At 56.9% G+C, this 16,653-nt stretch carries 16 protein-coding genes and 1 riboswitch; of the genes, 15 read left to right on the top strand and 1 reads right to left on the bottom strand.

What is annotated here, in order from left to right; genetic code table 11:
• Positions 1-258: 258 nt before the first annotated feature.
• A riboswitch (TPP riboswitch) is annotated at positions 259-349 on the top strand.
• Between the two features lie 45 nt (positions 350-394).
• The 15 genes from JXO48_06720 to leuD all read left to right on the top strand — a co-directional run bounded on the left by JXO48_06720 (position 395) and on the right by leuD (position 16,426).
• Entirely contained in the window at positions 395-1,060 is a 666-nt protein-coding gene (locus JXO48_06720) for a thiamine diphosphokinase (protein MBN2283566.1), read from the top strand.
• A 3-nt stretch (positions 1,061-1,063) separates the two neighbouring features.
• Positions 1,064-2,410 (top strand): bifunctional hydroxymethylpyrimidine kinase/phosphomethylpyrimidine kinase, encoded by a 1,347-nt coding sequence (thiD, locus tag JXO48_06715; protein MBN2283565.1) that lies wholly within the window; start codon positions 1,064-1,066, stop codon positions 2,408-2,410.
• A gap of 10 nt (positions 2,411-2,420) precedes the next feature.
• Positions 2,421-3,203, top strand: coding sequence for an ABC transporter ATP-binding protein (locus JXO48_06710; GenBank protein ID MBN2283564.1), 783 nt, complete (start codon positions 2,421-2,423; stop codon positions 3,201-3,203).
• A complete protein-coding gene (locus JXO48_06705; protein MBN2283563.1) occupies positions 3,200-3,940 on the top strand; it encodes an ABC transporter permease in 741 nt (246 codons plus the stop codon). The genes JXO48_06710 and JXO48_06705 overlap by 4 nt, the downstream gene beginning before the upstream one ends.
• A gap of 33 nt (positions 3,941-3,973) precedes the next feature.
• The gene (locus tag JXO48_06700; protein ID MBN2283562.1) at positions 3,974-4,915 is read left to right on the top strand and encodes an ABC transporter substrate-binding protein; all 942 of its coding nucleotides are present in this window, start codon (positions 3,974-3,976) and stop codon (positions 4,913-4,915) included.
• Between the two features lie 34 nt (positions 4,916-4,949).
• Positions 4,950-6,158: a divalent metal cation transporter gene (locus JXO48_06695; GenBank protein ID MBN2283561.1), complete on the top strand. Its 1,209-nt coding sequence runs from the start codon at positions 4,950-4,952 to the stop codon at positions 6,156-6,158.
• Between the two features lie 52 nt (positions 6,159-6,210).
• Positions 6,211-6,738: a hypothetical protein gene (locus JXO48_06690; protein MBN2283560.1), complete on the top strand. Its 528-nt coding sequence runs from the start codon at positions 6,211-6,213 to the stop codon at positions 6,736-6,738.
• A 221-nt stretch (positions 6,739-6,959) separates the two neighbouring features.
• Positions 6,960-7,622, top strand: coding sequence for a hemolysin III family protein (locus JXO48_06685; protein MBN2283559.1), 663 nt, complete (start codon positions 6,960-6,962; stop codon positions 7,620-7,622).
• 122 nt (positions 7,623-7,744) lie between these two features.
• Positions 7,745-9,022: an acyl-CoA/acyl-ACP dehydrogenase gene (locus JXO48_06680; GenBank protein MBN2283558.1), complete on the top strand. Its 1,278-nt coding sequence runs from the start codon at positions 7,745-7,747 to the stop codon at positions 9,020-9,022.
• Positions 9,023-9,132: 110 nt separating this feature from the next.
• Positions 9,133-9,756 carry a VOC family protein gene (locus tag JXO48_06675; GenBank protein ID MBN2283557.1) on the top strand — a complete coding sequence of 208 codons (624 nt, stop codon included), beginning with the start codon at positions 9,133-9,135 and terminating at the stop codon, positions 9,754-9,756.
• A 1-nt stretch (position 9,757) separates the two neighbouring features.
• On the top strand, positions 9,758-10,552 hold the full coding sequence (locus tag JXO48_06670; GenBank protein ID MBN2283556.1) for a C40 family peptidase: 795 nt from the start codon (positions 9,758-9,760) through the stop codon (positions 10,550-10,552).
• Between the two features lie 297 nt (positions 10,553-10,849).
• Positions 10,850-12,424, top strand: a complete 1,575-nt coding sequence (locus tag JXO48_06665) for a citramalate synthase (GenBank protein MBN2283555.1) — start codon at positions 10,850-10,852, stop codon at positions 12,422-12,424.
• Positions 12,425-12,898: 474 nt separating this feature from the next.
• Positions 12,899-14,449 (top strand): 2-isopropylmalate synthase, encoded by a 1,551-nt coding sequence (locus JXO48_06660; protein MBN2283554.1) that lies wholly within the window; start codon positions 12,899-12,901, stop codon positions 14,447-14,449.
• Positions 14,450-14,615: 166 nt separating this feature from the next.
• Entirely contained in the window at positions 14,616-15,875 is a 1,260-nt protein-coding gene (gene leuC / locus JXO48_06655; protein MBN2283553.1) for a 3-isopropylmalate dehydratase large subunit, read from the top strand.
• A 56-nt stretch (positions 15,876-15,931) separates the two neighbouring features.
• A complete protein-coding gene (leuD, locus tag JXO48_06650) occupies positions 15,932-16,426 on the top strand; it encodes a 3-isopropylmalate dehydratase small subunit (GenBank protein MBN2283552.1) in 495 nt (164 codons plus the stop codon).
• A gap of 6 nt (positions 16,427-16,432) precedes the next feature.
• On the opposite strand, the gene JXO48_06645 is transcribed toward leuD, so the two are convergent.
• Complete coding sequence (locus JXO48_06645; protein MBN2283551.1) at positions 16,433-16,597, bottom strand: zinc ribbon domain-containing protein; 165 nt, start codon at positions 16,595-16,597, stop codon at positions 16,433-16,435.
• Between the last annotated feature and the right edge of the window lie 56 nt (positions 16,598-16,653).

Raw genomic sequence — 16,653 nt, 5'->3', positions numbered from 1 at the left:
GATCACTCAACTACCGCCGCAACAGGCTCCAAGCATAAGAAAACAGGCTGATAATACAGGGATGTACGTTTAACATACGGGAAACACGGTGATATTCACACGCTCGAGGAGTCTAATTGCCGCGCAGGCTAAAGTCAAGAGAATATCATTGATGGGGGAAAAATTACTTTGAAATGAGGTACCATACAGTAATCGGGATATTATGAAATTATCCTTGATTCATAAAGCGGTTTGACGTAACATTAAAACTACAAGTGAATAGCGAACCAGGGGTGCCGGAACGGCTGAGATAAGACCCTTTGAACCTGATCTGGGTAATGCCAGCGGAGGGAGAACAGGATACGATACAGGGCATGTTCCGGCGGGGACATGCCCCGTTTTGTTTCAGGGGTCGGTGAGAGATATGAAAGGAACGGTCATTATTGTGTCGGGAGGGATCATTCATGATGTCGAATGGTTCGCCTCCCGGGTGAAAGGGATGGACAGGGATTCGATCATCTGTGCCGACGGCGCGCTTCGATATCTGCGGGCCGCGGGCATCATGCCCGACCTGGTGGTGGGTGATATGGACTCCGTGGATGATGAAACGCTCAGGTATTTTTCACAACGGGGCTGTGAGGTCAGGAAACATCCCCGGCACAAGAATGAAACCGATACACAGCTTGCACTGGAGGCAGCCTTTGCCCTGAAGCCGGGGCGGATCGTCATATTCGGCGCCCTGGGAGGCCGCCTCGACCATACACTGGCCAATATTTCACTGCTGGTTGCGGCGGCATCACGGGGAATTGAAGCGAGGATCATCGACGAGGCCTGTGATGTGTTCGTCGTCGATGATGTGTGTGAAATTGAGGGAACACTGAGAGATACGGTGTCGGTGCTTCCCCTTTCGTCAGAGGTGACGGGGATCACTCTTGAGGGGTTCGAATACTCTCTCAAGGATGGTTCCATGGAGATCGGTATGCCCTATGGCATCAGCAACCGGCTTGCCGACGTGCGGGCACGTATATCGGTTCAAAGCGGCCGTCTCCTGGTGATCCAGTTTGGTAGGGAGGTAGAGTAGTATATGGAGATAACAAAGGTATTAACTATCGCCGGTTCCGACTCGGGCGGCGGGGCAGGGATCCAGGCCGATATAAAGACCATATCGGCCCTCGGCGGGTTCGGCATGAGCGTCGTGACGGCCCTGACGGCACAGAACACGCTCGGCGTTCAGGGCATACACGAAGTTCCTCTGGAGTTCGTCGAACGGCAGTTCGATTCCGTGGCATCAGATATCGGTATAGACGCCGCTAAGACCGGCATGCTGGCGAATTCGGAAATAATCAGCGCCGTAGCCGGGAAGATCAGACAGTATGGGGTCGCGAAACTGGTGGTTGACCCCGTCATGGTCGCAAAGGGCGGGGCGCGGCTTATCCGGGAAGAGGCGAAGAAAACCCTCATTGAGGAATTGCTTCCTCTTGCCTTCGTCGTAACGCCGAATGCCCCCGAAGCGGAGGAATTGACGGGGATCCCGGTGAACGGCATAGATGACATGAAACGCGCGGCCGAGCGCATCTGCGCGCTGGGCGCGAAAAATGTCTTTGTCAAGGGCGGTCACATGAGCGGTGATGCCAGGGACATCTTCTTCGACGGCAGGAATTTCCACGAGTTTTCCGCAGAGAGGATAGCGACCAGGAATACCCACGGGACGGGCTGTACCGTGTCCGCTGCCATCGCGACAGGGCTCGGTCAGGGCATGGATGCGTTCGATGCCGTGGCTCGCGCGAAAAGCTATATCACCACGGCGATCCGTTTCTCCCTCGCCATCGGGAGCGGTCAGGGGCCGACGAACCACTTCGCTGCCATATTTCGAGAGGCCGAGCGCTATCGCTGCCTGCAGGAACTCAAAGCGGCCGTAGAGCGTCTGAAAGAAGGAAAAGTGGGGAACATGATACCCGAGATCCAGTCGAACTTTGTGTATGCGCTTCCCTGTGCCGAAGACTTCGATGACGTGGCCGGCGTTCCGGGAAGGATCATCCGTGTCGGTGACGATGTGGAAACGCTTCATGACCCGGCTTTTGGTGCTTCGCGTCACGTGGCCAGGATCGTGCTGACCGTGATGCGCCATGATGACACCCGCCGTTCGGCGATCGATGTCCGCTTTTCCGATGAGGCGGTCAGCGCCTGCCGCGAGCTCGGGTACGATATCGATGAATTCAGCCGCGCCGATGAGCCGGATGACGTCAAACGCCGGGAAGGATCATCCCTTGAATGGGGGACCGGTGTCGTCGTGTCCCGGCGAGATACCGTGCCGGACATGATATTCGACCGGGGCGACGTTGGAAAGGAACCGGTGATCCGCATTCTGGGCAGGGACCCCGGAGATGTGGTGGAAAAGGTCCTCGCCCTGTCCCGGCGGCTGCGGTCCTGAAGGTACTTCAATGCTCTCTGTGCGAAACCTTACAAAGCGGTTCGATACGCTCAGTGTTCTTGACGGGTTCACCCTGGAACTGCCCCGTCGGGGGTTCACGGCCCTGGTGGGGCCATCCGGTTGCGGGAAAAGCACCTTTTTCGACGTCCTGACCGGTATCGTGCCGAAGGACGGCGGGGATATCTCCTGGCTTGGGGAACCGGTGACGGACCTCCGCGACCGGGCGGCGTACATGCAGCAGAAGGACCTCCTCCTGCCCTGGCTTACCCTCATGGGGAACGCCCTTCTTCCGGCGCGGATATCCGGCCGTGATGGTGAAGCGGCGAAAAAGGCCGGCTCTCTGTTCGACCGTCTCGGTTTGCGCGGTTTCGAGCAGTATCCGCCGCAGAAGGTTTCAGGGGGGATGCGGCAGCGCTGCGCCCTCGTCCGGACCCTCATGTTCGATCGGGAACTGGTGCTACTTGACGAGCCCCTCTCGGCGCTCGACGCGATCACGAGACGGAGCCTGCAGTCGTACCTGCTGCTCCTGCAGAGTGAATTTCAGCGGACCATCCTCATGATCACCCACGATGTGGAGGAGGCGCTCCTGCTGGCCGATGAGGTCCTTGTCCTGACGGCATTCCCCATGACCGTCAGGGAGCGGTTCTCGCTCACGAGAGAAAAACCGCGGCGGGCCGATGAAAGGGAATTCATGGAGATGAAGGAACACATCCTGCGGGTTCTCCAGGAAGAGAGCGGGAACGGTCTGACAGGAGCCGCCGCGTGCGTCGCATGGAGGGACAGGCGGGAATGAAAGAGCGGTCGACGCTCATATCCGGCATGCTGGTGGTTACCATATGCGGTTTCTGGGAGCTGGCCTGCCATATCTTCGCCATTCCCGAGTTCATCCTTCCCGCGCCGACCCGCATCATTGCGGTGGCCCTGCTTGACGCTCCGCTCCTCATCCCCCATGCGGGGGTCACGGCCCTCGAGATACTTCTGGGCATCGTTCTTTCCCTTCTCATCGCCGTGCCTCTCGCAACGCTCATGTTCGCTCACCCGGCCATAGAGCGTGCGCTTGCCCCCTTCCTCATCGTGTCCCAGGCCATCCCCGTTTTCGCCCTGGCGCCCCTGCTGGTGATCTGGCTGGGGTATGGCATAGCGAGCAAGGTACTGATGGCGGCGATCATCATTTTTTTCCCCATCACGGTCAGCCTTCTTGAAGGGTACAAGAACTGCGGGTCCGAACATATCATGCTTTTCCGCCTCATGGGCTCTTCCTTCGGAGATACGCTGCGGCTGCTCTACTGGCCCTGGGCGCTGCCCTTTTTCTTCGCGGGTCTCAAGGTGGGTGTCACCGTAGCAACGATCGGCGCGGTTATCGGTGAGTGGGTGGGGGCTCAGAAAGGCCTGGGATATCTGATGATACAGGCTAACGCACGGCTGAACGTCGCCATGGTCTTCGCTGCCATCTTTTGGCTGTCCGTCATGGGGCTCACACTGTGGGTCTTTGTGGGATACCTGGAAAGAAAGATCATCTATTGGAAATGAGGCAACAGGAAGGAGTGTAACATGAAAGGAGTGCTGAAAAAAATTATCCCCGGGGTCCTGCTTATCCTGATCCTGACCGTTCCCGCCCAGGCGGTTGAACAGCTTACACTCATGCTGGACTGGTTTCCCAATGTGGACCATGTTCCCCTCTATGTTGCCAAGGCACAGGGACTCTTTGCCGACGAGGGCGTCGACGTTGAGATTCTGAGCCCGTCGGGAACGACCGATGCCCTGAAACTGGCCGCGTCCGGCAATGTCGACCTGGCCATCGCCTATGAACCGCAGGTGATCATGGCGGCCGCCGAGGGGCTTGACATCACCGTCGTGGGACGCTTGGTCGAGCACCCTCTCAGCGTCCTTCTCTTTCTGAAAGGGAAGGGAATAGAAAAACCCGCCGACCTGGAAGGAAGAACGATCGGGTATACCGTGCCGGGCATGATGGACATTCTGACACAGGCCTTCGCGAAAAAGAACGGCATCCGATCCTATCGTCTGGTGAACGTCGGGTTTGCCATCGTACAGTCCCTGGTCTCGGGAAAGGTGGACGCGGTCATGGGGCCCTACCGGAATTATGAGGTGGTTGAACTGGAAGAGAAAGGGTACGACGCCGGGTATTTCGACCTCGTTCAATGGGGGATCCCCGATTATGACGAACTGGTCGTGATCACGGGAGGGAAGGTCCTCCGGGAAAAATCCGCGGCGGTCCGCGGCTTCGTCAGTGCCCTCGAACGGTCCATCGCCAGCACCGTGCAGGATCCCGCGGCATCACTGGAACTGTATTTTACGGCCGTTCCCGAGGCACCCCGGGACATGGAGACGAAGGCGTTCGCGATCACCCTGCCGCTCTTTGCCCGCAGCCAGGAGCACGATGCGGCACGATGGCAGGCCTTCGCGGACTTCGCTGCGGCGGAGGGATTGATCAGGAAGCGCGTTGAGGTGACGAAAATACTCGGAAGCGGGGGGATAAAACCCTGAAAAGGGGCCGCGGAACTTAGGCAGAAGGAGGAAAATGATGTTGAAGCGATGGCGTGCATATTTCAAAGAGATGGGGCCTGCCTGGATCATTGCGGCTGACGCGAGTGGTCCCGCAACGCTGGCGAGTCTCTGTATCGCCGGCGCCGCCTATTCATACCGCATGCTCTGGGTTGTTCTCCTGAGCGTTCTCTTCGGCGCCACGGCCCAGTACCTGGCAGCCCGGATCGGCGTCATCGAGGGAAAGGGGATCATCGAAACCGTTGAATCGAGGCTCGGACCCGTCTGGGGATGGATACTCGCCATCGATGCCCTGGCGGTCACCTGGCTTGCCGCCCTTGTTCTCATGAACGCGCTCGTCGGTGTCACCTCGCTGATGACAGGCATCAACTCCCCCTTCTGGAGTGTTCCTTTTGCCCTTGTCATCGCCTTCATGCTCATACGCGGGGGGTACCGCTGGTTCGAAATACTCTGCAAGTGCCTCATTGTGTTCGTGCTCTGCTGTTTCGTCATCACCCTCGGAATGGTGGACCTTTCCTGGAAGGAAATAGGGCGGGGACTTATCCCCAATATACCGGGCGGCATGGAATCGGCCCTGATGATGGCCGCCATCATGGGTGGCGCCGTCCACATCACCATTATCGGGCTTCATACGTACAACACGAACGCGAAGGGTTGGACGAGGAAGGACCTGCCTCTCGCGCGATTCGATAACGCCGTCTCCATGGGTATCGCCTTCGGATTATACAGCGTCATCATATTTTTTGTGGCCGCCTCCGTTCTGCATCCTCATCATATAACGGTCCGGACCGCCACCGACGCCGCGCTGAGCCTTGAGCCGCTCCTTGGAAAAAGCGCCATGTTCATTTTTCTCGTGGGGATATGGGGGGCGGCATTTTCCACGCTGTCCCCGACAATGCTGGCGGCGACCTACTTTTTTGTCGATAAGATGAAGTGGCCCCTCTACCGGGGTGACCGCCGGTTTGCCTGGACGGCTGCCGTCGGGGCCGCCATCGTCGCGTTCGGACCCTTCCTCAAGGGAGGTTTTTTCCTTCTTCTCCCGCTGATGCTTGCTCTCGGTCTGTGCGGAACCCCGCTTATTATCGCCATGATCCTGTATCTCCTCAACAGAAAGGATATTGCGGGAGCGGACAGGAATTCACCGGTGCTCAATGTGCTGGGTGTGCTGACACTCCTGGTAACGACCTTTTTAGCGGTGCGCTTCATCGTTATGAAGTTGCTGTGAAAAAGCGGGCGGATATGGTGCCCCTGGATCTGGTAAATGTTGTGGATGAACCATGTTCGATACGAAACTTTTCCTTAACCGAATGACGCTCATCACGGGGGATGTCAACGCGGGGAAGACCCGTTTTACGCGGGACATCCTTGATGCTTTCCTGGAAGAGGGTGAGCGGGACATCGCGGTCATCGACCTCGCCCCGGAGATGTACAAGGGGATCGGGGGTAAAATGGCGGATGTCGCTGAGCAGGGTGTCCTCTATATGACGACCGGCATCGATCCACCGCGACTTCTCGGACGGAACCAGAGGGAAGTGCAAAGCGTTGCGAAAAAGAACGCCGCCGCCATTGACAGACTGTTCACGAGCTACCTCGGCACGCCGAAAAAAGTACTTTTTATCAACGATGTCACGCTCTATCTGCACCGTGGGACCATGGAGAGGCTGTGCCGTGTCCTTTCAAGCGCCGAAACACGGATCATCAACGCCTATTACGGGGAAAGCCTGGGTGATTCCGCCCTGTCCCGAAAAGAGCGCCGCTTGGTGGAGGAATTGATGACCGCCTGTGACCTGCTGATCTCTTTATGAGAAAGGGATGACTTTGCTGACCCCTCTTCCATCTCGTGATTCACGCGCCCTGCCTTTATGTGTAATCCGGGACAATGGACTTTTCAGAGGTTTCCCCCTGGTGTATGGACTTTTTCGGCCAGGTGCGATATGGAGAGTTATTCACTCCAGTTGAACATGTCCCGGAAGGGGCTCTTTTCGTGATTGGAGAAAGAACGGAAGAAGTAGGAAGGAGATGCAGCATGCCGGCAGACGGGACATTCAGCCGGTACAGTCTGGGTGAGGAAATAGCGAACAGTATCACCCATGGGGTCGGTATCGTTCTCGCCATCGCGGGTCTCGCCGTGCTGACGGCATTTTCCGCCCTTTTCGGAACGGCCTCTCACATTGTGGGATGCAGCATTTTCGGCGCCACGCTGATCCTTTTATACACCGCATCGACACTGTACCACGGTATCCGGTCACCCCGGGTGAAGCGTGTCCTGAGATTGATCGACCACTCAGCCATATTCCTTCTGATAGCGGGCACCTACACGCCTTTCACGCTTGTCAGTCTTCGCGGCCCCTGGGGGTGGTCGCTTTTCGGGGTCATCTGGGGGCTGGCCGTTCTGGGGATCCTCTTTGAGCTGTCACCGCTCAGGCGGTTCACCGTTGTATCGATCATTCTGTATATCGCCATGGGCTGGGTGGTGATCGTCGCCATCAAGCCCCTTTTCTCGGCGCTTGCGCCCGGCGGTCTGATACTGCTTTTCGCGGGTGGAATTTCCTACACGGCGGGTGTCGGTTTCTACGTTTTTGATCGGCTTCCCTATAATCACGCCATCTGGCATCTGTTCGTCCTTGCCGGGAGCGTCCTGCATTTTTTCGCTATACTGTTTTATGTCGTTCCAGTTGCGGTCGCATGATGTTCGATGAACCGTCATATCCGGAAAATGTGTCCGGTCGCCCCGCAGGGGTGGCCGGAATGTCGGATGTACCGTCATGACATATGGTGTTCACAGGAATTAAGTAAGGAGGAAGAAGGGATATGTACGATTTTTTGCTGACGCCGGAGGAGAGGCACGTAAGAGACGAGGTCAGGACATTCGTCAGGGAGGAAATAACGAGCGATTTCCTCAGAAAAATGGACCGTGACGAGATCATATATCCTCGCGAATTCGTCGAGCAATTGGCAAGCCGTAACCTGCGGGGCATCCGTTTTCCCAAGAAGTGGGGCGGCAGGGGGTTGACCTGGGTGGCGGACGTTGCCGCGACGGAAGAGATCGGCTGTCTCGGAATGGCGCTGGGTTGTGCCTTCGTCATGCCTTCCATCGTCGGTGAAGCCTTGAACCTTTTCGGTACCGACGAACAGAAGGAGAAGTTCCTCAAGCCTTACATTGAAGGAAAGCTCGTTGCCGCCGAGGCCCTGACGGAACCGCGGGGCGGGTCCGACTTCTTCGGGGCCACCACGAAGGCGGTCCTCCAGGGGGACCATTTCGTCGTCAACGGGCAGAAGCGGTTCGTCGTAGGCGCCGAAGGTTCCGATTTTTACCTCGTGTACTGCCGGACGAACTTCGAGCCCGATGCTCACAAATACCAGCGCATCAGCCTCCTCGTCATCGAGGACGGTCCCGGTGTCGAAACCGAGTATCATTACGGTCTTCTGGGATGCCGCGGCGGCGGTACCGGTCGGCTGGTTTTCAGGGACGTAAAGGTGCCGAAAGAGAACCTGATAGGCGAGCTTCACGGCGGTGCCCTGTGCTTCAACCAGATGATGATACCGGAACGCATGACGTCGGCCGCCGGCTGCCTCGGTATCTGGGGGGCGCTGGACCTGGCGGTGAGATATTCGAACCGAAGGGCCGCTTTCGGCAAACTGATCCGGAAATTTCAGGCCGTGAACTTCATGGTCGCAGATTCCATCACCCAGCTGGATGCGGCGCGGGCGCTGACCTACATGGCGGCCCGGGCCGTTGATGAGGATTATCCAAACAAGCGCCGCATCGTGAGCGAGGCGAAGAGATACGCCACGGAGGCCGCCTGGAACATTGTCAACAACGCGATGCAGGTCATGGGGGGTATCGGATATACGGAAGTATATCCCATGGAACGGTTTCTGCGTGACACACGCCTTTCGCTGATATGGACGGGAACGAGCGAGATCATGAACCTCATGATACAGCATGAATATTACGATGAGGTCCTCAATCAGCCTTACGACCGGAGACACATGGAAAAAGACGCCATGAAACCCGATGAAAGTGAACGGTGCTTCACCGACGAAGATATGTGGGAGGTTCACGAAAGCGGAAAGGATGGTGACTGAAAGGGGGACGGCGGCCCGGAAACAGCGAGCACGCGTATCCGTCACCGGACCATGACACCGGTGCCGCTTGTTGAGCGGATATGGCAATTCCGGAAAAGGAGGGTGTGATCATGGCTGAAGGGGCGGTGCTTCTGGAGCATCTCCTGGAGGAGGCGGACTTCGGCAGGGCGGCGTCAGGACTGGCCGCTGACTTCAGGGGAAAATACGGTCTTCCGCCGATACATCAGCTCGGCCTCGTTGTGGCCGATGTTGAAGAGGCTGCGCAGCGGCTTGAGAAACGGGGGATCGGCCCCTTTTTCATCGCCGCGGGCAGCCCCGTATACTGGCGCGAAAGAGGGACGGAGGGAGCCTTCCGAGGGAAAATGGGCATTGCCTATCTCAGCGGCCTTGAACTGGAACTGCTGGAACCGGGAGAGGGTTCGGATTTCTACCGGCGTTCTCTCGATCCCGGCAGGGGCACGGTGGTCCAGCACCTTGGCATGATCGTGAAGGACGTCGATGAGTGGGCCGGGAGATTAGTGGCTGCAGGATTTCCCATCTTCATACGGGGGCGTCTCCGGGCCTTCCCGATGACCACAGAATTCGCCTATATGGATACGGAAGAAACAGCGGGTTTCATCATGGAGTTCATATCATGGAAACTTTTCGGAATGCCCTTCAGCATGCCCCCGTCGGTCTTTCATGCCATCGGCAGGCTTGAGCGCTGGAGCGGAAAGCGAACCATTAACCTTTGATATGAGTTCACGATCCGGAGGGAATAAGGGTGGTCAGCAAAGAAGGCCCCCGTGGGTTCATGCACTGGCATGCCTGTCAGTCCTTTTGATCATCACTGCATGCGCGGGCACCCGGCTGCCGGAGGAAGGGCCTGCCGATACCGGAAGACTCGCCCCTCTCGGGTATACGATCCAGGCCGGTGCCTTCACGGTCGTTGAAAACGCGGCCCGTCTCACCGATTCCATAAACAGATATGACCTCGAGGCTTACTATTTCGTATCTTCCGACGGCCTGTACCGTGTTCGCTTCGGAAATTTCACTTCCCGGGAGCAGGCGGAGGAAAAGGCCCGTGATCTTGTCGAAAAGGGTATTATCGAGGAGTTTTACATAGTAAGTCCCGAAGAGTATCCAGCGGCGCCGCAGCGGAAAACGGGAGAAGGCCGGCTCAGAGAAGGAATTATCGAGACGGCGCGCGGCTACCTCGGCGTGCCGTACCGGTGGGGCGGGACGGATGTTGATGAAGGGTTTGATTGCAGCGGCCTCGTCATGGCCGTCTATCGTTTGAACGGGTTGAACCTGCCCCGTACATCGAGAGAGCAGTTCAATGCCGGCAGGCTTGTGAAGCTGCGGCGGGTAAGGGAAGGGGACCTGGTGTTCTTCAGAACGTCCCGTGGTGCCCGGGTCTCCCATGTGGGTATCTATATGGGGGAGGGGAGGTTTATCCATGCGCCCGGCAGGGGAGGGGCGGTGCGTATCGATTCGCTCCGGGAGGGGTACTACGAAGAGTGCTATGTCGGCGCGCGCTCCTATCTTTGAGATTCGGGAAACGGGATTCATAATCCGTGATCCGTAATCCGTAATCCTCCTCATCCTATGCCCCGCACTCAGGCACCAATGTTTTTTATTGACATTGCCGTTATAAGAGATTAGAAAGTAGGTTCAAAAGGATATGAAATGAAGAACCTGAACAGCAGCTCCATTATTATAATCGGCATAATTATTACGGGGGTACATATGTGACCTGATAATGGAGTAGGGTTCAGAAACAAAAAAATTCAAAATCCGTTATCGGTCACAGAGCCGGTAGCGGATTTTTTTTGGATGGAGATGATTATGAAAGAATGGGATGTAGAGCTTTACGACACGACCCTGAGGGACGGAACGCAGGGCGAGCAGATCAGCTTTTCCGCCGAGGACAAGCTCCGCATTGCCGGACGGCTGGATGAAATGGGGATCCATTATATCGAAGGGGGCTGGCCGGGGTCCAATCCGCGGGATATGCAGTTTTTCACAATGGCGGCGGAAATGACGTTCAAGAATACACGCCTGACCGCCTTCGGCAGTACGGCAAAGCCCGGCGTACCGCCCGAACAGTCTCCGAGCCTCTCGGCGCTTCTTGAGGTTCAAACACCGGCCGTCGCTCTCTTCGGGAAGAGCTGGGACCTGCACGCGACGGAGATATTGAACATCGCCCTTGACGACAACCTGAAGATCATAGCGGACTCGGTCCGGTACATGAAGTCTCAGGGACGAGAGGTCATCTATGACGCGGAGCATTTTTTCGACGGGTACCGGAACAACCCATCCTATGCCATGAAGACCGTCGAAGCAGCGGCGGATGCCGGCGCCGACCGCATCGTTCTCTGTGACACCAACGGAGGGACCATGACGGGAGAGCTCACGGAGATCATTCGAGAGGTCATGAAAACGGTCCCCGGTGACCTGCTCGGCATCCATGTCCATAATGATTGCGGCCTGGCCGTGGCCAATTCGCTCTGCGCCGTCGAGTGCGGCGTCACCATGGTACAGGGTACGGTGAACGGATACGGCGAGCGGTGCGGCAATGCCGATCTCATTCCGATCATCGGAAATCTCGTGCTCAAGATGAACAGGAAGTGCCTGCCCGAATCGTCATTACAGCACCTGACCGCCCTTTCCCGGTTCGTGGGCGAAGTGGCGAACATACCGCCGCTCAGTTCCCGCCCCTATACGGGGAGAAGCGCCTTTGCCCACAAGGGTGGCGTTCATGTCAACGCCATTCTGAAGAATCCGGCGGCCTACGAACATACGGACCCCGAACAGGTCGGGAACAGCCGGCGGGTGCTCACATCGGACCTCTCGGGGAAAAGCAATATCATCTACAAGGCACGGGAACTCGGCGTGGACCTGAATGGCGACAACGGTGTGAGCCGGAAGGTCGTTGAAGAGATAAAACGAATGGAGAATGAAGGGTATCAGTTCGATGCCGCCGATGGCTCACTGGCGTTGCTGATAAAGAAAGCAACCGGTGAGTTCAAGGAACCCTTCAGCCTTGCTTCCTTTCGCGTCGTCGATGAGAAAACGAAAATGGATTCCTCAAACTCCCAGGCGATGGTGAAGATCTCCGTTGGTGATGAGGCCGAGATCACCGCCGCCGAAGGGGTCGGACCGGTGAATGCCCTGGACAACGCTCTCCGCAAGGCGCTGGTGAAGTTCTATCCGGAAATAGCCGAGATGCACCTGGTGGATTTCAAGGTGCGGATCCTCGATGAGAGCGAGGGAACGGCGGCGAAGGTCCGTGTCCTGCTGGAATCGCGGGATGACGAGGAGACATGGACGACCATCGGGGTGTCATCGAACATCATCGAGGCAAGCTGGCTCGCCCTCGCCGACAGTGTTCATTATAAACTCAGTAAGAAAAAGAAATAGGTTGGAAAGGCAGTGCCTGAGTGCCTGAGTACGAAAAATCGGGATTCGGGAAACGGGATTCGTAATCCGTAATCCGTAATCCGTAATCCGTAATCCCTTCTCCCTCTTACTTGTTTTCCCCATAAGAACCGTGTTCCCCATAAAAACCCCATAAAAACCATTGACAGGGGAATTTTTATTTACTATAAACCGCCCCAATTTTTCTCCGGTGAAGGAAAATGACGGACACTCTGGGAAGAGACATTCGAATTGAAAGAACCCTTGCGGCGCTCGGCCTCCTCGGCCTTCTCCGTACCATACCGCCCGTCGTTTTCAGGGAGACCTGACACAGTCAACAGTGTGCAACCTGAAGGCCATGGGCGATGATCCCATGGCCTTTTTTTTTGCTTCTGAACATGTCGCAACCCGCACCGGGCACCGCCACCCATACATCCGTATGGTGACGGGCATTATACTCATTGAAAGGAGTGACACATGACGGCGAAACAGGAGAGGATCATTATTTTCGATACAACGCTGAGGGACGGTGAGCAGGCGCCGGGATTCAGTATGAATCCCGGCGAGAAGCTTCGCTTTGCCCGGCAGCTTGAAAAGCTCCGTGTCGACGTCATTGAAGCGGGATTTCCCGTCGCGTCTCCGGGGGACTTTAATTCCGTCAGGCAGATCGCACGCGAGATCAGGAGATCGCAGGTCGCCGCGCTGGCACGGACCGAGTTCGGCGATATTGACCGGGCCTGGGAAGCCATATGCGACGCTGTAACTCCCCGGATACACACTTTTATTTCGACCTCGGACATCCACATGCACCACATGCTGAAAAAGACACGGAAGGAGGTCCTGGCGGAAGCATGTCGTGCCGTTGAGCGGGCCCGTTCCTACACGGAGAACGTGGAGTTCTCCGCCCAGGACGCGACACGGACCAACCGGGATTATCTCTGTGAGGTCGTGGAGGCCGTCATCGCCGCCGGGGCCACCACCGTCAACATCCCCGACACGGTGGGCTACGCGGTACCCGATGAATTTCGTGAACTGCTGTCGCATCTCTTTTCCCGGGTCCGCACCATCGATCAGGCGGTTATCTCCGTCCACTGTCATGACGACCTCGGACTTGCCGTCGCCAATTCACTGGCCGCGCTCAAATGCGGCGTCAGGCAGGTTGAATGCACCATCAACGGTATCGGAGAACGGGCGGGCAACGCCTCTCTCGAAGAGATAGTCATGGCTCTTGAAACCAGAAAGGATGTTCTTGGCCTCTCGACACGGGTACGAACGCAACAGATCTACAACACCTCGAAGCTGCTTTCCGATATCACCGGGATCCAGGTGCAGCCGAACAAGGCGATCGTCGGCGACAACGCCTTCGCGCATGAAGCGGGAATTCACCAGGACGGATTTTACAAGGAACGGACGACCTATGAGATCATGACACCCGCCAAGGTCGGTGTTTCCGACGCCAGCATCGTGCTCGGGAAACACTCAGGGCGGCATGCCGTCAGGGAGCGGTTGAAAAAACTGGGGTTCAACCCGACCAGGGAGGAGCTGGATCTCGTATTCACCCGCTTCAAGGAAGTCGCCGACATGAAGAAACAGGTCTTTGACGAGGACCTGGAATCCATCATTTCCGATGTTATTTTCAGGCGGCCCGATACGTTCAAACTACTTCACATCAATGTGATGAGCGGCAACGTCGTGATGCCGACGGCAACGGTGCGGATGGAGATAAGGGGTCAAACGGTCCAGGATGCCGGATGCGGGGTCGGTCCTGTTGATGCCGCCTACACCACGATCAGAAAATTGACCCGTACCAACCACCGGCTTCTGAAGTACCAGGTCAATGCCGTCACGGAAGGCATAGATGCTCTCGGCATCGTGTCGGTGCAGTTGAAGTACCGGGACCGGGTGATCGCCGGCAGGGCCGCCGATCCCGATGTTATCGTGGCATCGGCAAAGGCCTATATCGATGCACTCAACAGGCTGGAATCGCTGAAATCGAATGGTAAGACGCGGAACGGCGACGGTTGTTAGACCTATGACGCATGGTCCGCAAAAAAACATGACAAGAATCTCGTTGAGAGAGGTGAGGTAATTTAGTACAGAAGAGCCGTGTACGGATGTACGAGGCGGGTGCTGCGCCGGCAGCATGAAATGGTTTTTCGGAGGAACGCTTGGGAACAAGACGAGGAAATGACATATGGCGATGACCATTACGGAAAAGATCCTTGCGCGTCACGCGGGAATGGAGAACGTGTCTCCCGGCGAGCTGATAGAGGTGCGGGTCGATCTGGCCCTTGCGAACGATATCACGGCGCCCCTGGCGATCGACACCTTTCGGAAGATCGGGGCCGGGAAGGTATTTGACCCGCGACGGATAGCGCTGGTCGCCGATCACTTCGTACCGAACAAGGATATCGATTCAGCCGAACAGGTCAAAATGGTGCGGGAATTCGCGAAGGAGCAGGGGATCATCCACTATTTCGAAGGCGGCGACACCGGCATCGAGCATGTCATCATCCCTGAAAAGGGGCTTGCCCTGCCCGGGCAGCTTATCGTGGGGGCGGACAGCCATACCTGTACCTACGGGGCCCTGGGGGCCTTTTCGTCCGGCGTGGGAAGTACCGACCTGGGGGCCGTCATGGCCACGGGGGAGATATGGCTGAAGGTCCCGTCGACGATCCGATTCCGTTACGAGGGGACATTGCGTCCCTTTGTGGGAGGAAAGGACCTCATCCTTCACACGATCGGGATGATCGGTGTCGAAGGGGCGCTCTATTCGGCAATGGAATTCACCGGAACGGTGATCAGGGGGCTTCCCCAGTACCAGCGGTTCACCATGGCGAACATGGCCATTGAGGCGGGAGGGAAAAACGGGATCATAGAACCTGACGATATCACCCGCGAATATATTCTGAACAGGACCGACGGCGACACCGTCTTTTTCACAAGCGACCCCGACGCCTCCTATGCACGAACGGTGGACATTACCGTTGACGCCATGGAGCCGCAGGTCGCCATGCCCCATCTGCCCTCGAACGTATGTGCCGTCTCGGAAGCGGGGCACGTTCCCATCGACCAGGTCTTTATCGGTTCCTGCACCAACGGATGGCTTGAAGACCTGCGGGATGCCGCTTCCGTGCTGTGCGGGAAACGGGTTGCCGCCGGTACGAGGCTCATCATCATTCCCGGATCACCCGCCATTCTCAAGGATGCGATCCGTGAAGGGATTATTGATATCTTTCTGGATGCCGGGGCGGTTATCGGCCCCCCGTGCTGCGGCCCGTGCCTGGGAGGGCATATGGGCATACTCGCATCGGGAGAACGGGCGATCTCCACGACGAACCGGAACTTCAAGGGAAGAATGGGACATCCCGGAAGTGAGGTGTACCTTTCAAATCCGTTCGTCGCCGCAGCGTCGGCCGTCCTGGGAAGGATAGGAGGTCCCGGCGAGCTGTAGTCCGGTGAACGGAACCGCCGGTGAAGGAGAAACGGGAAGAAAGGGTGAAGAGGTTCATGAAGAAGTCAGGTAAGGTATGGAAGTTCGGGAACGATATCGATACGGACCTCATTATCCCGGCCCGGTATCTGAACGTGTCGGAATCACGGGCGCTGGCCGGGAACTGCTTCGCTGATCACCGTCCTGACTTTGCCGGTGGCGTGAACCGGGACGATATCCTTGTGGCTGGAAGGAACTTCGGTTGCGGTTCCTCCCGCGAACACGCGCCCATCGCGATCAAGGCGGCCGGCATCGGGATCATTATCGCCGAGAGTTACGCCAGGATCTTTTACCGGAACGCTTTCAACATCGGCCTGCCCCTCCTGGAGTCGAAAGAAGCTGCCGATGCGCTGCTGGATGGTGAAGAGATCGTCGTTGACGCGGAAACTGGTGAAATCCAAAGGAAAAGCGATGGAAAGATATTCCACGCAAAACCCATTCCTTCCTTCATGGAGGAATTGATCAGGGCCGGGGGCCTTGTCCCGTATGTGAAAAAGAAGAAAAGGAACTGAGCCCCGTCAACTCTTGCGGCTTGTTTTCGCGTTGAAAACGGAGACAAGCTGCTTCACTTTTTTGCTCTTGCAGCGGGGGCAGGAGGCCTTCTTCTTTTCGTGTTCCGAAATGCTCTGGATCAGGGTGAAATTCTTTTTGCAGTCGCTGCACTGATATTCGTATGTCGGCATGACTTCCTCCCTGAGTTGTTTGATAATGATTATATCAAAAATCATAGGTGCATCAA

The organism is Deltaproteobacteria bacterium (genome assembly GCA_016933965.1).
In the GTDB taxonomy this organism is placed as follows: domain Bacteria; phylum Desulfobacterota; class Syntrophia; order Syntrophales; family UBA2210; genus JAFGTS01.
The sequence above is the reverse complement of the archived record's forward strand: the minus strand, read 5'-3'. Positions and strand labels throughout refer to the sequence as shown.

Coding starts and splice junctions, on each gene's coding strand:
- JXO48_06670 (MBN2283556.1), top strand. CDS start 9,758: ATGAGTTCACGATCCGGAGGGAATAAGGGTGGTCAGCAAAGAAGGCCC.
- JXO48_06695 (MBN2283561.1), top strand. CDS start 4,950: ATGATGTTGAAGCGATGGCGTGCATATTTCAAAGAGATGGGGCCTGCC.
- JXO48_06675 (MBN2283557.1), top strand. CDS start 9,133: ATGGCTGAAGGGGCGGTGCTTCTGGAGCATCTCCTGGAGGAGGCGGAC.
- JXO48_06665 (MBN2283555.1), top strand. CDS start 10,850: ATGAAAGAATGGGATGTAGAGCTTTACGACACGACCCTGAGGGACGGA.
- JXO48_06710 (MBN2283564.1), top strand. CDS start 2,421: ATGCTCTCTGTGCGAAACCTTACAAAGCGGTTCGATACGCTCAGTGTT.
- JXO48_06705 (MBN2283563.1), top strand. CDS start 3,200: ATGAAAGAGCGGTCGACGCTCATATCCGGCATGCTGGTGGTTACCATA.
- JXO48_06690 (MBN2283560.1), top strand. CDS start 6,211: ATGTTCGATACGAAACTTTTCCTTAACCGAATGACGCTCATCACGGGG.
- leuC (MBN2283553.1), top strand. CDS start 14,616: ATGGCGATGACCATTACGGAAAAGATCCTTGCGCGTCACGCGGGAATG.
- thiD (MBN2283565.1), top strand. CDS start 1,064: ATGGAGATAACAAAGGTATTAACTATCGCCGGTTCCGACTCGGGCGGC.
- leuD (MBN2283552.1), top strand. CDS start 15,932: ATGAAGAAGTCAGGTAAGGTATGGAAGTTCGGGAACGATATCGATACG.
- JXO48_06685 (MBN2283559.1), top strand. CDS start 6,960: ATGCCGGCAGACGGGACATTCAGCCGGTACAGTCTGGGTGAGGAAATA.
- JXO48_06660 (MBN2283554.1), top strand. CDS start 12,899: ATGACGGCGAAACAGGAGAGGATCATTATTTTCGATACAACGCTGAGG.
- JXO48_06645 (MBN2283551.1), bottom strand. CDS start 16,597: ATGCCGACATACGAATATCAGTGCAGCGACTGCAAAAAGAATTTCACC.
- JXO48_06680 (MBN2283558.1), top strand. CDS start 7,745: ATGTACGATTTTTTGCTGACGCCGGAGGAGAGGCACGTAAGAGACGAG.